Genomic DNA, 22457 nt, shown 5'->3' on the forward strand with positions numbered 1-22457 from the left:
TATAGGCCATAGCGCATTTTCCTTTGGCGAGAAAGATGCCTACTATAGCAACTGACCACCTTTTTCAGAAATTGCACCTATCATGCGAATCCAAGCTGTAAAATTAATTTAAAACCCACATCACTTTACTTTATATTTATGATAAAAAAACAAATAAAGATAAAGATGTCACTATTTATTCTCATTATTGAGAACCAATACGAATTTTTTTGTAATCATAGGTAAGTGATTACTCTGTTCAACCAAAAAATAAAGGGCTACATAAATAGCCCTAAATAGAAATAATTACGTGTCAATGAATTAATTTTTTGCGCTATCCAGTAGTTTTTGCCAAGTTGACAAAACCAAAACCTGATCTGGTGGAGTCAGTTCTCCCGCTTTAATTGCTTTGTTAACACTTTCTTCAACACGCTGATGGAGCTGCTCAACAGTGTTTGCCCCTTCTTGTTCTAATTCAGCAACAGCTAATGTCAGATGTCCGCGGAGGTATCCACCAGCAAATAATTCGTCATCACTGGCATGTTCAACCATATTATCAATTTGCGCCAGAATGCGTGTTTCAAACTCTGCGAGCATTATTTTTTCCTCAAAATCAATTTCAATTAGCCAAGAGATTTTCCGGATAAGGAAAATGCTCTGCTTTTAGTGGAGGCGTATTGTAAAACGATTGCAGGCCTTGAATAAAGCGTGCAGCTCGTGTGGGAATCCCATTTTCAAGGTATTGCATAACTTGCCCATGCACTTTCTGCTGAAAAGCAAGACGATCCGGCTCAAAATCACCGTCAAGGTTGTCACAACTGATATTAAAGGAAAACCCCGCCGCTACACAGAATAACCATTCCAGCGACTGCGGTTTGATCTCCACTTTTTCAAATTCGCCCTGAGTTTGAGCATCACGCCCATCAGGACAATACCAGTAACCGAAATCAATCAGTTTGCGGCGCTCTTCTCCCGCAATGCACCAATGAGAAATTTCATGTAATCCACTGGCATAAAAACCATGAGCAAACACTATTCGGTTATAGTTCACTTCATCATCTGCAGGTAGATAAATCGGCTCATCATCACCTTTTATCAAACGGGTGTTATAGTCATTACTAAAGCAATTATCAAAAATTTCAATCAGTTGTTGATAATAATGTGCAGTCATGTATTAATGCAGAATCCTAAATCAAAAATAAAATGCCAACCAAGAACGGATGATATCTCCATAATGGTCATAAAGAAGTTTGATGCTCATCAAAAAAGAAATAGTCACCAACATCGGACGAATAAGTTTCTGCCCTCTACTCAGCACCAAACCAGCGCCTAACCTCGCACCAATCATTTGCCCTATCAGCATCACAAAGCCCACCAGCCATAAAACCTGTCCACCAAGAATAAAGAACCCCAAGGCACCGATGTTAGATGCAAAGTTCAGTATCTTGGCATGGGCCGTTGCTTTTGCCAAATTGTAGCCACAAAGCATGACATAAGAGAGTGCGAAAAAAGATCCCGTTCCCGGCCCAAACACTCCATCGTAAAAGCCAATCCCACACCCGGCGAGACAACCAAATGCAATTGGACCAAGACGATGTTGCCGATCTTCTGCTCCAATATTCGGCACTAATAGAAAATAAAGGCCGATAATTATCACCAACACCGGTAATAAATAATGCAGAAAATCCGGTGACACAAATTGAACCAGCAAAGCCCCCAACATGGCACCAATTATCGTCATGACAATCGCAAAACGCTGGGAACGCAAATCCACTATACCGCGGCGGATAAAATAAAGGCTGGCAGATAAAGAACTCCCCACAGCCTGTAATTTATTTGTTGCCAGTGTCTGGACAGGAGAAATCCCTGCTGATAGCAGTGCGGGAATGGTCAATAATCCACCGCCCCCAGCAATAGAATCGATAAATCCCGCAACTACCGCAACCAAAAAGAGGAAACCGTAAATTTCCGACCCTAACAATGTCCATTCCATTATACATTTCACCAGAAAACTGCTTGCCTATGATCAGGATGCCTTTCAGCATCTGCCGAGGCTTATATCAGGTATCAAGAGCCTCTTCCCGGACTACCAACGTGGAAGCGGTGGTGTCACATCAGCACATTGTGCCCTCTGACGCAATAAGTGATCCATAAGTACAATCGCCATCATTGCTTCTGCGATAGGCACTGCCCGGATACCAACACAAGGATCGTGTCGACCACGAGTTACCATATCCACCTCTTCTCTCTGGCGGTTGATTGTTTTACCCGGCACCATAATGCTGGATGTCGGTTTCAGGGCAATATGCGCAACAATCGGCTGACTACTGCTAATCCCGCCTAAAATGCCACCAGCATGATTACTGGTAAATCCCTCGGTCGTAATTTCATCGCGGTTTTCGCTGCCACGTAAATTTATAACACTGAAACCATCACCGATTTCAACGCCTTTCACCGCGTTAATACTCATCAAGGCGTGAGCAATATCTGCATCCAAACGGTCAAACACTGGTTCTCCCAATCCCGCTGGTACGTTTTCAGCAACTATACTGACTCTCGCACCAATGGAATCCCCTTCTTTTTTCAATGCCCGAAGCAATTCATCAAGCTGGGTCAGCTTACTGGCATCGGGGCAGAAAAAAGGGTTCTGTTCAACAAGATCCCAATCTTTCAGTTCACAATGAATATCACCCATCTGGGTCAGACAAGCACAAATAAGAATGCCATGTTTTTCGAATAAGTATTTTTTAGCAATTGCTCCTGCTGCAACGCGCATGGCGGTTTCACGGGCTGATGAACGTCCACCGCCACGATAATCACGCAGTCCATATTTTTGTTCGTAGGTATAGTCAGCATGACCCGGGCGGAAAACATCTTTAATCGCACTGTAATCTTGTGAACGCTGATCGGTGTTTTCAATCATCAGGCCAATACTGGTACCTGTTGTCACTCCGTCAAAAACACCTGAAAGAATACGAACTTGATCTGGCTCACGACGCTGTGTCGTATAACGGGAAGTGCCCGGACGACGTCTGTCCAAGTCAATTTGCAAATCGGTTTCTGTAATAGCAATGCCTGGTGGGACACCATCAACAATGCATCCCAGTGCGATTCCGTGAGATTCACCAAATGTGGTGACACGAAAAAACTGCCCAATACTATTTCCTGCCATTCTTACCCTGCCATCATTATTTATGCGTTAAAAATGAGATCGAATAACAATAACTCACCCAATGATTAAAACCTATCTTATTTCAGCAATTTTATTTGCCTTTAAACCCATCATATTTCAAACCACAACATTATTGGCTACGCTATATTAGCTACACTATGGTTTTCACTTGATTAAGTATAATTTAATATAGTGTCTGTTTTAATCATTGAGTACTAAGAAAAATTATTAGTCTTTGAACTGTTGGAAATATTCGTGATGCTCAACCAGTTGCTGGCGGGTCAGCATGAAAATACCATCACCACCATGTTCGAACTCTAACCATGTAAATGGTACTTCTGGATATTGTTCAATCAGATGTACCATGCTGTTGCCGACTTCACAAATAAGCATCCCATCTTCCGTGAGAAAATCAGGTGCTGTCGCCAGAATACGGCGAGCCAGTTGCAACCCATCAACTCCCGCAACCAATCCCAATTCAGGCTCACAGCGAAATTCGTCCGGTAGATCGTTCATGTCTTCTTCATCCACATACGGAGGATTAGTGACAATAAGATCATATTTCATTGGTGGCATATCCCGGAAGAGATCTGAACGAATCGGAATGACGCGATGAGAAAGACCGTGATTCTCGATATTCTGCTCAGTGATCGCCAGCGCATCAGCTGAAATGTCAACTGCATCTACTTCAGCTTCAGGAAATGCATGGGCACAAGCAATCGCAATACAACCGCTGCCAGTGCAAAGATCTAAAATGGTTGATGGTTCGTGTGAAATCAGCCCAGCAAATTGATTGTTAATCAATTCGCCAATCGGTGAGCGGGGAACCAAAACCCGCTCATCGACATAAAATTCGTGACCACAGAACCAGGCACGATTTGTCAGGTAAGCGACTGGAATACGCTCATTAATACGACGCAAAACACGCTCAACAATGCGATGGCGCTCTGTTGATGTTAAGCGCGATGCCATCATTGTTTCGGGAATATCCAGAGGCAAATACAATGTGGGGAGAACTAATTGCAAAGCCTCATCCCACGGATTATCTGTTCCATGCCCATAATAGATATTGGCGGCATTAAAACGGCTGGTAGACCAACGCAGCATATCTTGAATGGTCTGTAACTCTGCAACAGCCTCATCTACAAAAATCTTATCCAAAAACCACCTCCAAATAATAAAAATATATTAACGCGCTAGTTTGCCATGTTCCCTGAAACAAATCAGCTTTCTGCACATTCGAATTATCTCAAGGATCGATGGTATTCGGAGGAAAAGATAACATTAGGATCAAAAATCGTGTTAAGAGAAGATCAGGTCAAAAAAGGGCAAGATTAACAGAGAATAGATTCTTAAATAAAATGCCGCCCTTATAAGTAGAGCGACATTTTTAGATAAGTTGCCGATTATTTGGTTTTTTTCACCCAGAAGTAATAGCTTATGGTCAATAATGCTATCCATACTACCCCAACGTACAATGCAATTCGGGTATTGGGGAAATAGCCTAATATACCAATAACAAATACCATAAAAGCTATGGTCAGCGTCGGTGCAACAGGCCAAAAGGGAACTGGGAATTTAAGCTGTTTGGCTTCTTCTGCTGGCATTTTACGACGCATAACATATTGTGACAGCAAAATCATCAGCCATACCCAGACGGTTGCAAATGTCGCGATAGAAGCAATGATGACGAAAACTTTTTCTGGCAGAAAATAATTTAAAACAACACCTATCAACAAGATCCCTGACATTACCAGCACAGTGACCCACGGTACTCCGCTTTTAGTCAATTGTGTAAAAGTAGCTGGAGCCTGTTTTTCCTGTGCCATGCCATACATCATCCGCCCTGCGCCAAAAATATCACTGTTGATCGCAGAAATTGCAGCGGTGATCACGACAATATTCAAAATATTGGCTGCTGAATCAATTCCCAAACTAGAGAATATCTGAACAAATGGACTGCCATTTTGTCCCACTTGATTCCACGGATAAATGCACATCAAAACAAACAGTGTAAGAACATAGAACAGTAAAATGCGGAGCGGAACAGCATTGATTGCGCGTGGAATGGATTTTTCCGGATTTTTAGCTTCACTGGCTGTGATACCAATGACTTCAATGCCACCAAAGGCAAACATAACGACCGTAAACGAGGCTATTACTCCCGCTATGCCATTGGGCATGAACCCATCATGTTCCCATAAGTTAGATAGGCCAGTGACATGGCCCGCTTCCTGACCAAATCCATACATCATTATGGCAAAACCGCCAACAATCATGGCAATAATTGCTGCAACCTTAATGATAGAAAGCCAAAATTCCATTTCACCAAAAACTTTGACGTTACATAGGTTTATTGCCCCAATGAAAAAGACAATGCTAAGTACCCAAATCCACTGTTCAACATGGGGAAACCAGAGCTTCATATAGATGCCGAATGCAGTTACGTCAGCCAGACAAACAACTAACATTTCAAAAACGTAAGTCCATCCGGTCAGAAAACCCGCCAGTGGCCCTAAGTAGTGAGTGGCATAATAAGAGAAAGATCCCGGTGCAGAACGATGTACCGCCATTTCCCCCAATGCCCGCATGACCATGAATACTGCCACGCCACCTATGGCATAAGCCAACAATACCGCTGGCCCCGCAGCTTTAATGGCTTCCGCTGAACCGTAGAAAAGACCTGTGCCAATTGCCGATCCCAGAGCCATAAATCGAATGTGGCGAACGCTTAACCCTCGCTTGAGTTGTGAGATGTTTTGCATGATTTATCCTTGTGTCTTTTATTATTAGATTGGAAGAGATAAATACTACGATAAGGCCGGAGACTATCCGGCCTAAGACGATGTGTTTGTACTTAGTTTTCTAAGATCTTGCCAACAGGCAACAATGCAGAAAGTTGCTGCTCAGCCAACAACTGGATTGCTTCCTCAATATCCGGTGCGAAAAAGCGATCTTTATCATAATGTGCGACTTTATCACGGAGGATATGGCGGGCTTTTTCCAAAATCAGGCTACTCTGCAAGCCATGACGGAAATCCATACCCTGACATGCCGTCAACCATTCAATTGCTAAAATTCCACGCACGTTATCTGCCATTTCCCACAAACGACGACCTGCGGCCGGTGCCATTGAAACGTGATCTTCCTGATTGGCAGAAGTTGGCAGACTATCAACACTGGAAGGATGCGCCAACGCTTTGTTTTCACTTGCCAGAGCCGCCGCAGTTACCTGAGCAATCATGAAACCGGAGTTCACACCACTGTTTTCGACCAAGAATGGTGGCAATTGAGACATATTACTGTCCATCAGCAAGGCAATACGACGTTCTGACAATGAGCCAATTTCAGCCAAAGCGATGGCCAGATTATCCGATGCCATAGCAACGGGTTCAGCATGGAAGTTACCGCCAGAAATCACTTCATCTTCTTCAGCAAATACCAGCGGATTATCTGAAACCGCATTGGCTTCAACCATAATCACGTCAGCAGCATGGCGGATTTGGGTTAAACAAGCCCCCATTACTTGTGGCTGGCAGCGCAATGAATAAGGATCTTGGACTTTCGGGCAATTTTTGTGCGAGTCAGAAATTCCACTCTGTTCTTCCAATACCAAACGGTAAAGGGCTGCCACATCAATTTGGCCTTTCTGACCTCGCGCATCATGGATACGCGCATCAAATGGTTTACGGGAGCCAAGCGCGGCTTCAACAGACAAGGCACCACAAATAATCGCTGATGCAAGTAAATCTTCTGCGGCAAAAAGCCCTTTCAAAGCAAAAGCTGTAGAAGTTTGTGTGCCATTGAGCAGCGCCAATCCTTCTTTTGCAACCAAACAAATCGGCTTGAGCCCTGCCTTTTCCAGCGCGATTTTCGCCGGTAGCCATTCATCACGATAGCGGGCTTTTCCTTCTCCCAACAATAACAGGCTCATATGCGCCAATGGGGCTAAGTCACCGGAGGCTCCCACTGAACCTTTGCTTGGAATGTAAGGATAAATTTCAGCGTTGACCAAAGCAACCAGCCCCTGAATCACTTCCAGACGAATGCCAGAATAGCCACGGGCAAGGCTGTTGATTTTCAACACCATAATCAATCGGACAATTTCATCCGGCAGAGGCTCACCGACTCCCGCAGCATGTGACAACACAATGGAACGCTGCAATTCTTCCAAATCCTGTTCTGCGATACGGGTATTCGCCAGCAAGCCAAAACCTGTATTGATACCATAAGCCGTTCTGTTTTCACTGATGATGCGATTCACACAAGCGACACTGTTCTCAATGGCAGGAAAGCATTGTTCGTCCAAACTAATGTGAACAGGGTGCTGATAAACATGGCGTAATTCGTCAAGCGTCATTCTTCCTGGGTGGATAGTAATATTTTTCATTTCGACAACGCTCCTTATTTTGTATCAGTCACTGGCTGGTTTAACATTGGCAGGTTTAGCCCCTGCTCTTTCGCACACTGGATAGCTATCTCATAACCCGCATCAGCATGGCGCATCACTCCCGTTGCTGGATCATTGTGTAATACACGGGCAATGCGGTCAGCCGCTTCATCAGTTCCATCACAAACAATGACCATACCGGAGTGTTGGGAGAACCCCATCCCAACGCCACCACCATGATGCAGGGAAACCCATGTCGCGCCACTGGCGGTATTCAGCAAAGCATTCAACAATGGCCAATCAGAAACAGCATCAGAACCATCTTGCATGGATTCAGTTTCACGGTTGGGGCTGGCGACAGAACCGGAATCCAAATGGTCACGGCCAATCACGATAGGTGCGGAAAGTTCCCCACTGCGAACCATTTCATTAAATGCCAATCCCAATTTGGCACGATCTCCCAAACCTACCCAGCAAATACGTGCAGGCAACCCTTGGAAACTGATGTGCTCTCTTGCCATATCCAACCAACGGTGTAAATGGGTGTCATCCGGCAGCAATTCTTTTACCTTGGCGTCGGTTTTATAAATATCCTCAGGATCGCCGGAGAGTGCCGACCAGCGGAAAGGCCCGATACCACGGCAGAACAGAGGACGAATGTAGGCAGGAACAAATCCGGGGAAATCAAAGGCGTGTTTAACCCCCGATTCTTTCGCCATTTGGCGGATGTTATTACCATAATCAAATGTAGGTATTCCCTGCTTTTGGAAAACCAGCATGGCTTCAACATGTATAGCCATTGAAGCTTTTGCCGCTTGAATCACAACTTCTGGTTCACTTTCAGCACGGCGGCAGTACTCTTCCCATGTCCAACCAGCAGGCAAATAACCGTGTAATGGATCATGAGCGCTGGTCTGATCTGTTACCATATCAGGACGCACACCACGGCGAACCAGTTCAGGTAAAATCTCAGCAGCATTACCGCATAATGCTATGGATACTGCTTTGCCTTCTTGGGTATAACGTTCAATACGCGCTAAAGCATCATCCAAATCAACAGCCTGTTCATCCACATATTTGGTACGCAGACGAAAATCAATGCGGCTTTGCTGGCACTCAATGGTCAATGAAGACGCACCCGCCAATGTTGCAGCCAGTGGCTGGGCTCCACCCATCCCTCCCAAACCCGCAGTCAAAACCCAACGTCCGGTCAAATTACCGTTGTAATGTTGACGACCTGCTTCCACAAAAGTTTCGTAAGTTCCCTGAACAATGCCCTGACTTCCGATGTATATCCAACTACCGGCAGTCATCTGACCATACATTGCCAGTCCCTTAGCATCTAACTCATTAAAATGTTCCCATGTCGCCCAATGTGGAACCAGATTCGAGTTTGCAATTAATACACGCGGGGCGTTTTCATGGGTTTTAAATACTCCCACAGGCTTACCTGATTGCACCAGCAAGGTTTCGTCATTTTCCAGATTTTTCAGAGTTTCAACGATTTTTTCATAGCAAGCCCAGTTTCTGGCGGCACGACCAATCCCGCCATAAACGACCAATTCGCAGGGATTTTCTGCCACATCAGGATCAAGGTTATTCATGAGCATACGAAGTGGTGCTTCGGTCAACCAACTTTTTGCTGTGAGTTGTGTCCCTCTGGGAGAGCGAATAGTTACGTTGCTAAATTTATTATTTTGTATCGTCACGGTTTTTCCTATTTCATCTTTATGAATTTTATTAATTGTATAGTTGTATATACATGCATATTCAATAGGCAAAAATGTGACGAAGATAAAGTTGATAATACGGAGCACAATACTATTTATGATAAAAATCAATAAGGTGATAATGTTTTATTCCGTAATAAATAGGGAAATGTTTTTGCTGGTTTTGCGCCCAATATCACATTTTATTTACATTATTGTCACAATAGTTGATAAAAAAACCTCTTCTGCCCAAAAAGGAAAAAGAGGTTTTTTATGGTTGAATAGACAAACTATGAACTAAAACGTCCTTTCAATTTATGTCGATGCCCAGGAAACAATAACTTAGCACTGGAAACAATAAATTCCTTCGACCAAGTTCGTCGGCTAATTAACAAACAAGGCGTATTGACTTCAATTTGTAATAATCGACAAGAACGAGCATCTCCCGCAACAGCTTCAACAACATGCTCTCCCTCTGTCAATGGTGCAACCTGAGATAAATAATCATGAGCCGTTTGCTGACTGAAATCTTGCCTCATATACTTCGGTGCTGCCTGAACATTGACATAGCGATCCTCAATTTGCATCGGTACATCATTTTCATAATGTACAATGATGGAATGGTAAAGAGGTGTGCCTACTGCAATATTAAATTCTACAGCCTGAGTCATATTGGCGTTCACTTCAGAGAGTTTCAGCACCTTGCAACTATGTCGGTTAGAGCGGGAAGCAATTTCATCTGCAATACTGTGAATCTCAAATAGAGCCGATTGCCCTTTCGGCTCAGAAACAAACGATCCCACACCTTGCAAACGAAATAGAAAACCTTCTGCCGTTAGCTCCCTCAACGCCCTGTTAGCCGTCATGCGACTACAGTTAAATCGCTTGACCAGTTCAGCTTCCGAAGGAACCCGATCATGCGGTTTCCATTCTCCCGTATAGATTTTTTCAATAATTGCTTGTTTAACTTTCGCATACAAAGGCACGGGTTTATTTTTGCTATCTCCCACTTATTATCCTCCACTGATGCACTCCATCAGCCTATCCGTTCCACCAATGCACCAACTGCCATGCCAAGCGAGCTGCCACTTTTCCCCCCATTCCTTGAATATCATACAAAGGGTTAAGCTCAACTAAATCTACAGCTTGCAATTTTTTGCTCTGACAGATGAGTTGAACCAATGGCAATAAACGCTCCAGTGGAACCCCCAGCGCCGCAGGGGCAGAAACGGCTGGCATTTGCCAAATTGGCAACACGTCTAAATCAATTGTCATATAAATAATATCAACCTGATTGATTATATCTTGCAGTTGCTGCTGTACCTTATCCAACATGGATTCAACGCAATGAGTATCCCAAATAATGGTGACATCAAGATGATTAGCTTCATCCAACAACGCTTGGGTATTTGATGCCAAACTGGCTCCAACACAACTGTAATTAAATGGGCGCTGATTCTGCTGGCAGTAATGGGCAAGTTGCCGAAATGGGGTTCCTGATGTAGGCTGCGGCGCATTTCGCAGATCCAAATGGGCATCAAAATTGATAATGCCAACACGCTGCTCTGGATACGCACGGTAAATTCCCATTCCATGAGCAAATGCGGTTTCATGTCCACCACCAAAGATCAGTGTCTTCATATTATGCTGCTGGCATTCATATACCGCATCACTGAGTGCTTTCTGTGCCTCACTCAATTCACCGGAATTGGCGCGAATATTTCCCAAATCCACCAACCTATCATGGCCATCATAACTCGCTAAGTTTGCCAACGATTGGCGCAAATATTCAGGCCCCGATTTCGCGCCCGAGCGCCCATGATTGAGTTTGACGCCTTCATCGCATTCAAATCCCAATAGCGCAATGTGGTGAGGAAATTCTGCTGGAGTAAAACTGACAGGTTGTTTTACTGTTTGGAATACACGTAAAGCATTATCAGCTTCTGCAAGATCATTACGCCCTTGCCAGATGTTTTCTGATGTCGGATGCCATAAATTCATATTTTTTCCTCACCACCATTAATTATCGCAAATAGAATGTTCGTTAAGATAATTTAATTCGCTCAGGCGATTTAAATTATCACGATGCATGATTTCACCATGATAAACACGATAAACCAATGGGTTATGTCCCAGTTCGTATAAAATATCAACCGGATTCTGAGCATCCCAAACAACAAAATCAGCCATAAAACCCGCGGCCAATTGACCATGACTATCCGCTCGTCCCAATGCCCGGGCGGCATGAATGGTTACTCCCTGCCACGCTTCTTCTGGCGTTAAACCAAATTGTACGCAAGCCATATTCATGATCAGGCGTAAAGAAGCAAAGGGACTGGTGCCAGGGTTGAAATCTGTTGAAATAGCCATCGGTACACCATATTGGCGCAATAACGCAATGGGAGGACGTTTAGTTTCTCTCAGGAAATAAAATGCCCCGGGCAGCAACACAGCGACTGTCCCACTACGGCTGAGAGCTTCAATTCCCTTTTCATCCAAATGCTCAATATGATCAACTGACAAACCTTGATATTCAGCAACCAGTTCACTTCCGCCCAAATTGGAAAGTTGCTCAACATGACCTTTTACAGGAATATTCAGCCGTTTTGCGGTTGCAAAAAGACGCTTGGTTTGATTCAGATTGAAACCAACAGTTTCACAAAATACATCTACAGCTTCAAATAACTGTTTTTGCCAGAGAGTAGGCAGGATGGAATCACAGACTAAATCGATATAGGCATCAGGATCATGTTTATATTCAGGAGGAACGGCATGGGCGGAAAGTAATGTCGGGCTAATTTCGATGGGGTTTTTCTGTGCCAATGCCCGCACGATATTCAACTGTTTTTCTTCATTTATCAGATCCAGCCCATAACCTGATTTCATCTCAATTGTTGTCACACCTTCGGCAATCAATGCATTAAGACGCTTCTGGGACGCGATTTCCAACTGTTGAGCTGAACTATTACGAGTGGCATTGACTGTGGAATTAATACCCCCACCTTTTGCGCTAATTTCTTCATAAGAAACCCCGTTCAGACGCTGTTCCCACTCAGAAGCTCTATTGCCACCAAACACTAAGTGAGTGTGGCAATCGATCAAGCCGGGAGTGATTAGCCGCTGCTCCACATCAATGATCTTACACTGGTTGGTTGGTGCGCTACCTGTCGGCAAAATCGCCAAGATCTTTTCATCCCTCACAACAAGATCATGCTGTTCTAATATGCCGTAATTGTTTAGACCATCAATACTGTCGCCATTAACATTTGCACTATAAGTGTTTTTAATTGCAGGGTTCATTGTAGCAAGTTTGGCATTGCGCCATATGACATCAGTGTCTCTTAGTTCAATTGACATTGTACCATCCTGTTATTTTTTTGTTTGTATCAGACCTCATGTTGTATATACATATATTTTATAACCAAACATAATTGTCAAATCATTTTGTGAACAACTTGTTACTTAAAACGATACGTTACTTAAAAAATACGTTACTTAAAAAATACGTTACTTAAAAAATACTTTACTTAAAAAATACTTTACTTAAAACAATACTTTATTTAAAACAATCGCTTCCAAGAAAAATCACAAAAAATCATGTACACTTACCAAAAGCTGTGAGCAAATTAACATGCAATGAAGAAAAAACATCAACTAAACTTAGAAGACATCAGTCTATTTAGAACATCTGTTACGGGAACCCGTCGTATTGTGCAAGATAAGGTTTCCCATCCTCCGAAAAGAAACAAAATTAACCATGTTGCCCCTGAACGCTTGATGCAAGAACAGATCGATGCCAGTTACTATTTTTCCGATGAGTTTCAGCCAAATTTGGATATGGAAGGCCCAACCCGCTATATACGGGAAGGTGCTAATCATTATGAATTAAAGAAATTGCGTCGAGGAGATTATTCTCCGGAGCTTTTTCTAGACTTACATGGATTAACCCAATTACAAGCTAAACAGGAAATTGGAGCATTAATTGCCGCCTGTCGTCGTGAAAACGTTTATTGTGCCTGTGTTATGCATGGTCACGGTAAACATATTCTCAAGCAACAAACTCCGTTATGGCTTGCTCAGCATCCTGATATTATTGCCTTCCATCAAGCGCCTAAAGAATGGGGAGGGAACGCTGCGTTACTCATTTTGGTAGAGATGGAGGAGTTTACGCAGCGCTGATTTGGTCTTTATATTGAATTAAAGTATCAGGTAATTAAAGGCCAGTAATAAGGTGTCTAGTTAGGTTTTTTCGTTAACTGTGCTGGAGATGTTTGCCATAATAGACACCCTTTTTCTGTTTGGTGATCCAACTCGACACAAGCAATGCCGGATGTAGCAAACATCGGGGGGATTTGCCCAGGACAAAGCTCAGAAACCAAATACCCAACCAACGGTAAATGAGAAACTACCAATACAGATTTGCGCCCTTGTGTTGACAAAACGTGTAAATAACTGGCAACCAACGCTACATCACCCGATGGTATCAACTCAGCCAGCACTTCTTCATCGTCAGGAAGTGCCAAATTTTCTCTCACTATTTTCAGCGTTTGTGCTGCACGGGTATAAGGACTGACCAAAACACAATCAATGTCAGGCGATTGCTGCGAAAGCCAACAAGCCATTTTCTGTGATTCTTGACACCCTTGAGGCATGAGTTCCCGTGTTGCATCACTGATTGCGTCTAAAGCAGCATCACCGTGACGCATAATAAAAACGTACATAATCCACCGTTTAGTTAATTGCAAACCTATCCTAAGACCACTCACACTCACCTTTCTCTATGCATGAAATTTCTTTTTCTGTTCAACCATCTGGACTAAGTGCTCACAGGGAGCAAATCTTTCCCCATATTGCGACTCCAGACGCCGTAAAATTTCTACGATTTTATCACTACCAAGCTTATCAATATAACGGAATGGCCCTCCCAAGAATGGCGGGAATCCGATACCAAATACAGCACCAATATCACCATCACGAGGGCTTCTGATAATGCCTTCCGCCAAACAGCGAACTGCTTCATTCAGCATAAGCATCACACAGCGCTGGGCAATGTCAGCTGGCAACATTTTTACAGCAGGTTTGATTTTTAATAACGAATAGATGGATGCATCCACTTCTCTGGCTTTTTTCCCAAAAGACCAGAATGAACCCTTTTTGTTTGCATACGAATAGAAGCCACGACCATTTTTCTTGCCTTTCCGGTCATCTTTCAAAATTGCTTCCAAAATCTCTGGCGCAGTAAATCGACTTCCCAATTGCTCTACCAAAATAGGGATGATTTTGGTGCCCACATCGATGCCAACTTCATCCAGTAAATTGATTGGGCCAATAGGAAAACCAAAATTCATCAAAGCATTATCAATATGTTCAATCGGCTCCCCTTCCACTAAACAATAACCCGCTTCATTAATGTAAGGTGTCAGAATTCGGTTCACATAGAATCCCGCTTTGTCCCCGACAACAATGGCTGTTTTTCCCTGTTTCTTGGCCAATGCCACGGCAGTTGCAATTGTTTTTTCACTCGTTCCCTCATGTGGAATGACTTCTACCAACGGCATTTTGTCTACAGGGCTAAAATAGTGAAGACCGATCACTCGTTCTGGTCGAGTTGCAACTTCAGCAATCTTATGAATTGGCAATGAAGAGGTGTTGGATGCAAAAATGGTTTCGGGTTTTGTATGCACTTCAATTTCTGAAACCATTTTACGTTTTAATACTAATTCTTCAAATACAGCTTCAACTACAATATCGGCTTGTTCAAAGCCGCTGTAGTCTATGGTTCCTGTCAATAGAGACATTTGACGTGAGCGTTCACTTGATTTCAAACGACGCTGTTTTACTCGCTTAGAAAGGAGATCCCATGTATATTTTAATGCTTGATTGATGCCTTTTTCACTAATATCTTTAATGCGAACAGGCAAATTCCCTCGAGTCATGGTTACATTGGCAATACCACCACCCATCAATCCTCCACCCAAAACGCCCACATACTTAATCTCGGCTGGCTGCTCTGAAGAACCCGTTTCATTTTTTAACGTGGTAGAAGCAAAAAACAGGCTCCGTAATGCTTCTGATTCTTGCGACATTGCCAGTTCACCAAATGCCTTGGCTTCAAGCTGAAAACCTCTCTCTGCGCCTTTTTCTAACCCCGTACGGATCACATTAATTATTTTCTCTGGTGCAGGATAATGACCGCGAGTTTTTTCTCGCGTTTTTTTATGAACCATCTGGAATAACAGCGGCCTGCCCAATGGGCTTGCCAGCATACGTTGTGACCATGCCAATGGCTTACGCTTCACAGTGCCTTTTTTAACATATTGCACAGCAACATCCAGCAAGATATCTAAGGGTACTGCATCATCCACAACACCTAACCGTTGCGCTTGTTTTGCCTTAAGTTGACGGCCTGTCAATATAATATCCAAAGCGGCACTGACGCCAATCAAACGGGGCAATCTCTGCGTTCCCCCCGAACCCGGTAATAAACCAAGCTGAACTTCTGGTAAACCAAGACGTGTTTTTTCATCTAAAGAACAGATGCGCGCATGACAAGCCAATGCCAATTCCAACCCACCGCCTAAACATGCACCATGAATCGCGGCCACAACAGGTAAAGGATAATTAGCAATCTGCGCAAACAGTTTTTGCCCCTTCTCAGCCAATGCTGTCGCTTCTTCCTGGGTTTGACAGCCAGCTATCATGCTGATATCAGCGCCAGCGATGAAAGTATCTGGTTTACCTGATATGATAACCAACCCTTTCAAACCAGAAACTTGTTGCGCTTTTTCAAACATCATCAAAAACTGTTCAACAAATTCAGCTTTCAGTGTGTTGACTTTTTCGCCCGGTACATCAATGGTGATAATTCCCACCTTGTCATCCCTGACAGAAAAACTGAATACCGATTGCTCCGGTTGCATTGCTGATACAATCGTTTCTTTTTCAGCCTGAGTCATTATTCCACCTCCAATACCATTGCTGCACCCAAACCACCAGCGGCACAAGCTGTCGTTAATCCAAGCCCTCCACCACGGCGACGCAATTCATTCAACGTCTGAGTAACCATTCTGGCTCCTGTCGCCGCAAATGGATGACCATAAGCAATTGATCCACCCAATACATTGAATTTATCCATATCCACATCACCAATTGCCTGAGCACGCCCCAACTTTTCATGAGCAAATTTTTCACTGGCAAACATTTTTAAATTCGTCAGTGTTTGAGCTGCAAACGCTTCATGCATGTCGATAAGAGTGAGTTCATTAAGAGTGATACCAGCACGTTCCAGTGCCAGCGGCGTTGCGTAGGATGGACCCAATAACATGTCCTGCCAAACATCAATTGCAGAAAATGCATAACTACGTAAATACCCCAATGGAACCATACCGAATTCTTTAGCAACCGATTCACGCATTAACATCACTGCCGCTGCACCATCAGTCAATGGTGTGCTGTTTGCCGCTGTGACTGTGCCATGTTTACGATCAAAGGCCGGACGTAATTTGGCATAAGAAGCTAAAGTTGAACTCTTTCTAATATTATTATCTTCTGCCAATGTTTTACTGTATGGCGGGAAATATGCCGATGTAATTTCTTCTTTCAAAAGCCCCTGCTCCCAGGCTTTAGCCGCCAATACATGAGAGCGGTGCGCCAATGCGTCCTGATCTTCGCGGCTGATATGGTAAGTTTTTGCCATCTGCTCTGCGGTATCCCCCATTCTTAATCCTGTAGAATATTCAGCAACAGCAGGAGATACGGGCAGTAAATCACGTAGTTTCAATCGATTGAGTAATTTTAGCCGTTGGGAGAGGTTTTTAGCTTTGTTCATATCAACTAAAGTGCGAGCCAATGATTTAGTCACTCCGATGGGCAAAACGGATGAAGAATCAGCACCTCCAGCAATTCCTACATTGACTGTTCCCGCCATAATACTTTCAGCTACGTTTGCAATTGCCTGAAAACTTGTCGCACAGGCACGGGAAACACTATAGGCATCAGTATTCACACTTAAGCCTGCCCCTAAAACAATTTCCCTTGCAATATTCGGTGCTTCCGGCATTTGGACAACCTGTCCAAAAACTAATTGGTCGATCTTCTCAGGCGACAAACCGCTCCTAATGACCAGCTCACTAACAACAGCCTTTCCCAAATCGACAGCCGGAATACCGTGGTAGAAAGTTGCCTGTTTCGCAAAAGGAATGCGCAACCCACTGACAATAGCTACACGTTCCTTTTGCATTATTACTTGTGTTGAAGAACGATCCATAGCAACTCCTAATCATTATCATTAACTAAATCAATTGATTAAAAATATTTACTCACCTCATAAGAGGTCAGACCTGATCACGCATTGTTAACGCAATGTTGGAAAATATCAAACAGGAATAAACTAAAAATGAGAACAAACTCAACTTTAAGAGATTTATAATTTATATAACTTAAATGAAGAATCTGCGACAGAAACACAAAGAAAAGACTGCTATTTGCAATCGTTTACAAGCAATTTTCTCACTGTTTTGTGATATAAAACAGTGAGAAAACTATTGTTCAGGGGGAATTAACGCAAGCCTAACTGAAAAATTAAGGCCTCTGCTTGGCAACTAAAAGTGAAATCAACAGATAACTGCATTTCACCCTCGACCTCTTTAATGTTATGGCGTATAACACATGGATCAGACTCCACTTCTTTTGCCTTTTTTATCAAGGCATTAAGCATTAATTCAGCTTCTTGTTCACTAGCAAAAACACACTGGTAAGAAGCAGTGCAATCTTCATTATCAATGACTGTTCCCACATCAACACAGCAACAAGCTGCGGTCTCTTCGGCATTACAGCGGTTAATTGCATCAGGCATTTTATTTCTCCGACAATAAAAAATTACGAATAATTCTACGTTCTCCTGACTATCAATAACCAGCATTTGCGCTATTTGAAACCATTTATCTCACTATTTATTGATCTCATCACTCCAACAAGAATTCGTTTACATTTCATTAACGCAAGTTGTCTGTTTTTTGTTAAGCAAGTCCCAATTTAACAATCATTTTAGTTATATTTTGAAAACATTATTGCAACATAATCTATTATCAGGCCTATACTTCGTGCACTGGTCTGATTTGTCATTAAGACAAACAGAATCTACAATTCCGCGCTCTCAGCTACTTGAGTAGCATGTTAATAATAATTAAACAATGAGGTTTTGGTTATGAACCAGAAAAACCTATTTACACGTTCAGCATTAGCAGTGGCGGTTGCAATTATCTCATCCAATGCTAGTGCTGCCGGTTTTCAATTGAATGAATATTCATCATCAGGATTAGGCCGTGCATTTTCTGGGGCAGGTGTCGTTGCAGACAACGCTTCCGTAGGGAGTCGTAACCCTGCGGCCATGACCTTATTTAATAGCCCATCGTTTTCTGGCGGTTTAGTGTATGTTAACCCAGATGTTGATATCACTGGGGAGTCACCTCTCACCAAAAATAGTACTGATGCTAAAAACATCGCACCACATGCATGGATCCCAAATCTGCATTTTATTACCCCAATCAGCGATCAATGGTTTGTTGGCGCATCTGCGACTTCCAATTTTGGCTTAGCGACTAATTTCAGCAATAATTACACTGCTGGCCCAATTGGTGGCAAAACAGATCTTAAGACCGTGAACCTAAACCTAAGCAGTGCTTACAAATTTAATGACCAGTTCAGCTTTGGCTTAGGTGTCAATGCTGTGTATGCCGATGCTAAGATCGTTCGCCATATGGGTGAAATCGGTCCAATGGCTACTAGGCAAATAAACGCTGCAGGAAAAGCAACTAAGAATAAAGCTCTTGAACACCTTTCAATCTCAGATAGTGATGAAGCTGCTCGCTTAGAAGGCAAAGATTGGGGCTACGGTTGGAACGCAGGGCTTCTGTATCAGTATGATGAAAATAACCGTTATAGCCTGACTTACCGCTCAAAAGTCAAAGTTAAATTCAAGAGCGGGGATTACAGCAACGATTTGCCATACATACGATCACTCTTTGAGAGTGGTACTAATGGGAAAACCGTCAAAGGTAAATTGGATCTGAATTTGCCTGATATGTGGGAATTCTCTGGCTATAACCGTGTTGCACCACAATGGGCAATTCATTATAGTTTCTTATATACAGGCTGGAGTGAATTCAAAGAATTGAAAGCAACGAGAAGTGATACAGGTAAAGTTGCATTTGATAAACATGAAGGTTTTCGTGATGCTTATCGTATCTCGCTAGGTACGACTTACTACTATGATGATAACTGGACATTCCGCACAGGTATTGCCTTTGATGAAAGCCCGGTACCAGCTAAAAACCGCTCAATTTCAATTCCCGATCAAGATCGTTTCTGGTTTAGCGTAGGAACCACTTACGCATTTAATAAAGATGCTTCTGTAGATGTTGGTGTTTCTTATATGCGCGGTAAGAAAGTACATGTTAGCGAAAAACTGCCAGAAGAGATCCAGGAAAAAGGTTTCAATACACCATATGAATTTGATTCCAAAGGAACGGCATGGTTATACGGTGTGAACTTTAACTATTCGTTCTAATACACGCTTTAAACCGAATACCGTGATCTAAAAAAAAGGATAGCATTCACTATCCTTTTTTGATTATCGATACTTAATCAATGGAATCTAATTCATCTTGAATGCTTGCAGCATTAGGATTTTTTTCTGGCTCCAACTTGCCACCATTGACCATAAAATCGTGACGTTGGAAGTAAGTATCACGCATCATCAAATAAGGGTCGGAAGAGTTCCTTAATAGACCATCAGAATCTAGCAAGCGGGCACGGGTTTCTATACCTTCAAACACCCACTTTCCTACCGACATCCAACCAGTAAGATAACTCAGTACAGGATAAGTCATATCCGCAAAGTTACCGCCTTCATCACGCAATGTAAAACTGCCATATCCCGGTAGAACAACATATGGGCCATATCCCACATTATAGTGTCCTAATGTACTACCAAAGCGCATCGGATCTTCTTTTGCCAACTTAGGATTCGCCATGGAAGCAACATCAATAAGCCCCCCCATACCCAAAAGAGTATTCAAAAAGAAACGGTTAAAGTGTTTTGCTCCTTCATGAACATCACCACGTAAAAAACTGTTAACCATGCTGGCAGGCTCTTCGAGATTGCTCATGAAATTACTGATGCCATTTCGCGCAGGCATCGGCACATAATTTCGCCAAGCAACAGCAACAGGCCGTAAAACATAAGGATCGAGAACATCATAATTGAAGTTGAACATAGCACGGTTAAACCCTTCCAGCGGATCAGAACGCCCCTGCTCCATCGTGTTCGATGAACTGGCACATCCCACAAGTAAGATTGCTGTAAGAGCAACCCCGCTCAGACGATACTTCATATTGTTCTCCACATAATTATTTTTCGACATCGACCATCCGTTGCAAACCAGCTAATGTCCCAAATATGCTAAATATACTTCCAATTTTTCATTAGCGGTAATCAAAAAGAGTGGTGATTATATAGGCAAACGATTCGTTATGCCTTATCTCTAACAAGAAAAACAGGTATACTGTGTTTCATTGCCCTCTTAGTTAAATGGATATAACGAGCCCCTCCTAAGGGCTAATTGTAGGTTCGATTCCTGCAGGGGGCACCAAAAGAACATCTTTCATAGTCTATTCAAGTCAATTAACCTCAGTAAAATCAATATATTCAATAAAACTCTCATCTATCCAAGTCTAGTAGTGTCTTTCTAAATCTCTACAATTTGTTGTATAGAGTTTCCCTCTACAATTTTTCTATACAAGATTGGTGATTTATGAAGCTGACAGACTTGACAATCAAGCGAGCCAAACCAAAGGAAAAAGCCTATACGCTGGCAGATGGCAACGGGCTATCTTTATTGGTTGATATCAATGGTTCCAAAGGCTGGCGATATCGTTATCAATTTGCGGGTAAAACCAAAATGATCTCATTAGGTGTTTATCCAGTAGTAACACTCACCGAAGCCAGAACCAAACGCGATGAGGCAAGAAAGCTGGTGGCTAACGGAATTAACCCCAGTGAAGTAAGAAAAACCGAAAAGATATCCGCAGCAAACCAAATAGAAAACACCTTTGAAAATATAACTCGTGAATGGTATGAAAAACGCGTAGACAGGTAGTCGGCTTCTTATGCCAAAGAAATGATGGAAACATTTGAAAAAGACGTTTTCCCATATATAGGCAATAGACCTATTTCTGAGATTAAGCCAATGGAACTTATGGCTATTTTATCACGAATGAACGATCGGGGAGCGACCGAAAAACTCAGAAAAGTTCGTCAACGGTGTGGAGAGGTATGGCGATATGCAATAGTAACAGGGAGGACTGAATATAATCCCACCCCAGATTTAGTGTCTGCCTTTGCTGCACATAAAAAAGAACATTATTCATTTTTAACTGTTGATGAAATCCCAGAGTTCTATAAATCCTTAAATGCTTATACAGGTAGTTTCATCGTAAAAATGGGGATGCGATTACAAATGATAATTGGTGCCCGTCCCGGTGAATTACGCAAGGCTGAATGGTCAGAGGTTGATTTTAATAAAGCGCAATGGGAAATACCTGCTGCAAAAATGAAAATGCGTCGCCCTCATATTGTTCCATTATCAAACCAGGCTATTGATATTTTAGAACAGCTACAGCCCATTACAGGCCAAGGGAAATATGTTTTTCAGGGCAGGAATGATGCAAATAAACCTATGAGTGAAATGGCATTAAATTTATTAATTAACCCCAATTCTGTTTAAGCCGTCACTGGAATATCTTTTTCTTCTGAGTAGAAAACTTTCAGTGATGGTTTCTTCTTTTTATGACAATAAGCCATTCACCCCGTTAAAACAGTCAACAGAAATCCTTTTATACTTCGATGACGAGCATGTTCTATTTGACAGATATTTTTTAATTGCCCATTAACCGTTTCGATAATAAAACGCCTTGATCACATTATTTTATCCCAATATTCCAGCACACTCGCTTTCATATTACTCCGCTTTTTCGTGATGAAAGTGACACCGTTTTTCGCTAAATCGTCTGCCACTTCCTGACTAAGATAACCTTTGTCGCCATACAAGGAATTTTGCTAATTCCCGAACCACTTTCCTATCATCCGTATTTCCGGCCGTGATTTTGAGGGCCAGAATTTCGCCAAGATGGTTAATAATCCGGTGTA

The 22457-nt window shown here is 42.7% G+C and carries 18 protein-coding genes, 1 tRNA gene and 2 pseudogenes; 4 read left to right on the plus strand and 17 right to left on the minus strand.

The window, feature by feature from the left end:
- Nucleotides 1-300: 300 nt before the first annotated feature.
- From BM135_RS14550 to hutI, 11 genes are all read right to left on the minus strand, one after another.
- On the minus strand, nt 301-576 hold the full coding sequence (locus BM135_RS14550) for a YfcL family protein (RefSeq protein ID WP_092520866.1): 276 nt from the start codon (nt 574-576) through the stop codon (nt 301-303).
- 22 nt (nt 577-598) lie between these two features.
- Nucleotides 599-1150, minus strand: coding sequence for an elongation factor P hydroxylase (locus BM135_RS14555; RefSeq protein ID WP_092520867.1), 552 nt, complete (start codon nt 1148-1150; stop codon nt 599-601).
- A 21-nt stretch (nt 1151-1171) separates the two neighbouring features.
- Nucleotides 1172-1972, minus strand: a complete 801-nt coding sequence (locus BM135_RS14560) for a sulfite exporter TauE/SafE family protein (protein ID WP_092520869.1) — start codon at nt 1970-1972, stop codon at nt 1172-1174.
- Between the two features lie 93 nt (nt 1973-2065).
- On the minus strand, nt 2066-3151 hold the full coding sequence (gene aroC / locus BM135_RS14565) for a chorismate synthase (RefSeq protein ID WP_092520871.1): 1086 nt from the start codon (nt 3149-3151) through the stop codon (nt 2066-2068).
- A 228-nt stretch (nt 3152-3379) separates the two neighbouring features.
- A complete protein-coding gene (prmB, locus tag BM135_RS14570; RefSeq protein WP_092520874.1) occupies nt 3380-4312 on the minus strand; it encodes a 50S ribosomal protein L3 N(5)-glutamine methyltransferase in 933 nt (310 codons plus the stop codon).
- A gap of 245 nt (nt 4313-4557) precedes the next feature.
- Nucleotides 4558-5916, minus strand: a complete 1359-nt coding sequence (locus BM135_RS14575; protein ID WP_092520876.1) for an amino acid permease — start codon at nt 5914-5916, stop codon at nt 4558-4560.
- 92 nt (nt 5917-6008) lie between these two features.
- Nucleotides 6009-7541 (minus strand): histidine ammonia-lyase, encoded by a 1533-nt coding sequence (gene hutH / locus BM135_RS14580; protein ID WP_092520878.1) that lies wholly within the window; start codon nt 7539-7541, stop codon nt 6009-6011.
- 14 nt (nt 7542-7555) lie between these two features.
- Entirely contained in the window at nt 7556-9250 is a 1695-nt protein-coding gene (gene hutU, locus BM135_RS14585) for a urocanate hydratase (protein WP_175486168.1), read from the minus strand.
- 290 nt (nt 9251-9540) lie between these two features.
- Nucleotides 9541-10260 carry a histidine utilization transcriptional repressor HutC gene (gene hutC, locus BM135_RS14595; RefSeq protein WP_092520882.1) on the minus strand — a complete coding sequence of 240 codons (720 nt, stop codon included), beginning with the start codon at nt 10258-10260 and terminating at the stop codon, nt 9541-9543.
- A gap of 31 nt (nt 10261-10291) precedes the next feature.
- Nucleotides 10292-11251, minus strand: coding sequence for a formimidoylglutamase (gene hutG, locus BM135_RS14600; protein ID WP_092520883.1), 960 nt, complete (start codon nt 11249-11251; stop codon nt 10292-10294).
- Between the two features lie 18 nt (nt 11252-11269).
- Nucleotides 11270-12607 carry an imidazolonepropionase gene (gene hutI / locus BM135_RS14605; RefSeq protein ID WP_092520884.1) on the minus strand — a complete coding sequence of 446 codons (1338 nt, stop codon included), beginning with the start codon at nt 12605-12607 and terminating at the stop codon, nt 11270-11272.
- Nucleotides 12608-12886: 279 nt separating this feature from the next.
- Between hutI and smrB the strand changes: the two genes are divergently transcribed.
- Nucleotides 12887-13429 (plus strand): endonuclease SmrB, encoded by a 543-nt coding sequence (smrB, locus tag BM135_RS14610; RefSeq protein ID WP_092520885.1) that lies wholly within the window; start codon nt 12887-12889, stop codon nt 13427-13429.
- Nucleotides 13430-13485: 56 nt separating this feature from the next.
- Here the strand turns inward: smrB and sixA are convergent, their stop codons facing one another.
- From sixA to BM135_RS14630, 4 genes are all read right to left on the minus strand, one after another.
- Entirely contained in the window at nt 13486-13971 is a 486-nt protein-coding gene (gene sixA, locus BM135_RS14615) for a phosphohistidine phosphatase SixA (protein WP_092520886.1), read from the minus strand.
- A 57-nt stretch (nt 13972-14028) separates the two neighbouring features.
- Nucleotides 14029-16206: a fatty acid oxidation complex subunit alpha FadJ gene (gene fadJ, locus BM135_RS14620; protein WP_092520887.1), complete on the minus strand. Its 2178-nt coding sequence runs from the start codon at nt 16204-16206 to the stop codon at nt 14029-14031.
- Nucleotides 16206-17516 (minus strand): acetyl-CoA C-acyltransferase FadI, encoded by a 1311-nt coding sequence (fadI, locus tag BM135_RS14625; protein WP_092520890.1) that lies wholly within the window; start codon nt 17514-17516, stop codon nt 16206-16208. Before fadI ends, fadJ begins: the two co-directional genes overlap by 1 nt.
- A 291-nt stretch (nt 17517-17807) precedes the next feature.
- Complete coding sequence (locus BM135_RS14630; RefSeq protein WP_092520893.1) at nt 17808-18104, minus strand: YfcZ/YiiS family protein; 297 nt, start codon at nt 18102-18104, stop codon at nt 17808-17810.
- 351 nt (nt 18105-18455) lie between these two features.
- Between BM135_RS14630 and fadL the strand changes: the two genes are divergently transcribed.
- On the plus strand, nt 18456-19817 hold the full coding sequence (fadL, locus tag BM135_RS14635; RefSeq protein WP_092520896.1) for a long-chain fatty acid transporter FadL: 1362 nt from the start codon (nt 18456-18458) through the stop codon (nt 19815-19817).
- Between the two features lie 73 nt (nt 19818-19890).
- Here fadL and mlaA read toward each other — a convergent pair whose 3' ends face one another.
- The gene (gene mlaA / locus BM135_RS14640) at nt 19891-20643 is read right to left on the minus strand and encodes a phospholipid-binding lipoprotein MlaA (RefSeq protein ID WP_092520898.1); all 753 of its coding nucleotides are present in this window, start codon (nt 20641-20643) and stop codon (nt 19891-19893) included.
- 183 nt (nt 20644-20826) lie between these two features.
- Between mlaA and BM135_RS14645 the strand changes: the two genes are divergently transcribed.
- Together BM135_RS14645 and BM135_RS14650 are read left to right on the plus strand one after the other, a co-directional pair.
- Nucleotides 20827-20901, plus strand: a tRNA-Arg gene (locus BM135_RS14645).
- A gap of 162 nt (nt 20902-21063) precedes the next feature.
- A pseudogene (locus tag BM135_RS14650) lies at nt 21064-22017 on the plus strand (tyrosine-type recombinase/integrase); the annotation flags it as partial.
- Between the two features lie 14 nt (nt 22018-22031).
- Here BM135_RS14650 and BM135_RS14655 read toward each other — a convergent pair.
- Nucleotides 22032-22457: pseudogene (locus tag BM135_RS14655) on the minus strand (transposase); the annotation flags it as partial.

The organism is Xenorhabdus japonica (assembly GCF_900115195.1).
GTDB lineage: Bacteria > Pseudomonadota > Gammaproteobacteria > Enterobacterales > Enterobacteriaceae > Xenorhabdus > Xenorhabdus japonica.

What these genes read in the sequence shown, in the direction of transcription:
- hutI (WP_092520884.1), bottom strand. Translation starts at nt 12,607, where the DNA reads ATGTCAATTGAACTAAGAGACACTGATGTCATATGGCGCAATGCCAAA.
- fadJ (WP_092520887.1), bottom strand. Translation starts at nt 16,206, where the DNA reads ATGACTCAGGCTGAAAAAGAAACGATTGTATCAGCAATGCAACCGGAG.
- BM135_RS14630 (WP_092520893.1), bottom strand. Translation starts at nt 18,104, where the DNA reads ATGCCTGATGCAATTAACCGCTGTAATGCCGAAGAGACCGCAGCTTGT.
- BM135_RS14575 (WP_092520876.1), bottom strand. Translation starts at nt 5,916, where the DNA reads ATGCAAAACATCTCACAACTCAAGCGAGGGTTAAGCGTTCGCCACATT.
- BM135_RS14550 (WP_092520866.1), bottom strand. Translation starts at nt 576, where the DNA reads ATGCTCGCAGAGTTTGAAACACGCATTCTGGCGCAAATTGATAATATG.
- BM135_RS14555 (WP_092520867.1), bottom strand. Translation starts at nt 1,150, where the DNA reads ATGACTGCACATTATTATCAACAACTGATTGAAATTTTTGATAATTGC.
- fadL (WP_092520896.1), top strand. Translation starts at nt 18,456, where the DNA reads ATGAACCAGAAAAACCTATTTACACGTTCAGCATTAGCAGTGGCGGTT.
- mlaA (WP_092520898.1), bottom strand. Translation starts at nt 20,643, where the DNA reads ATGAAGTATCGTCTGAGCGGGGTTGCTCTTACAGCAATCTTACTTGTG.
- fadI (WP_092520890.1), bottom strand. Translation starts at nt 17,516, where the DNA reads ATGGATCGTTCTTCAACACAAGTAATAATGCAAAAGGAACGTGTAGCT.
- smrB (WP_092520885.1), top strand. Translation starts at nt 12,887, where the DNA reads ATGAAGAAAAAACATCAACTAAACTTAGAAGACATCAGTCTATTTAGA.
- hutG (WP_092520883.1), bottom strand. Translation starts at nt 11,251, where the DNA reads ATGAATTTATGGCATCCGACATCAGAAAACATCTGGCAAGGGCGTAAT.
- hutH (WP_092520878.1), bottom strand. Translation starts at nt 7,541, where the DNA reads ATGAAAAATATTACTATCCACCCAGGAAGAATGACGCTTGACGAATTA.
- BM135_RS14560 (WP_092520869.1), bottom strand. Translation starts at nt 1,972, where the DNA reads ATGGAATGGACATTGTTAGGGTCGGAAATTTACGGTTTCCTCTTTTTG.
- aroC (WP_092520871.1), bottom strand. Translation starts at nt 3,151, where the DNA reads ATGGCAGGAAATAGTATTGGGCAGTTTTTTCGTGTCACCACATTTGGT.
- sixA (WP_092520886.1), bottom strand. Translation starts at nt 13,971, where the DNA reads ATGTACGTTTTTATTATGCGTCACGGTGATGCTGCTTTAGACGCAATC.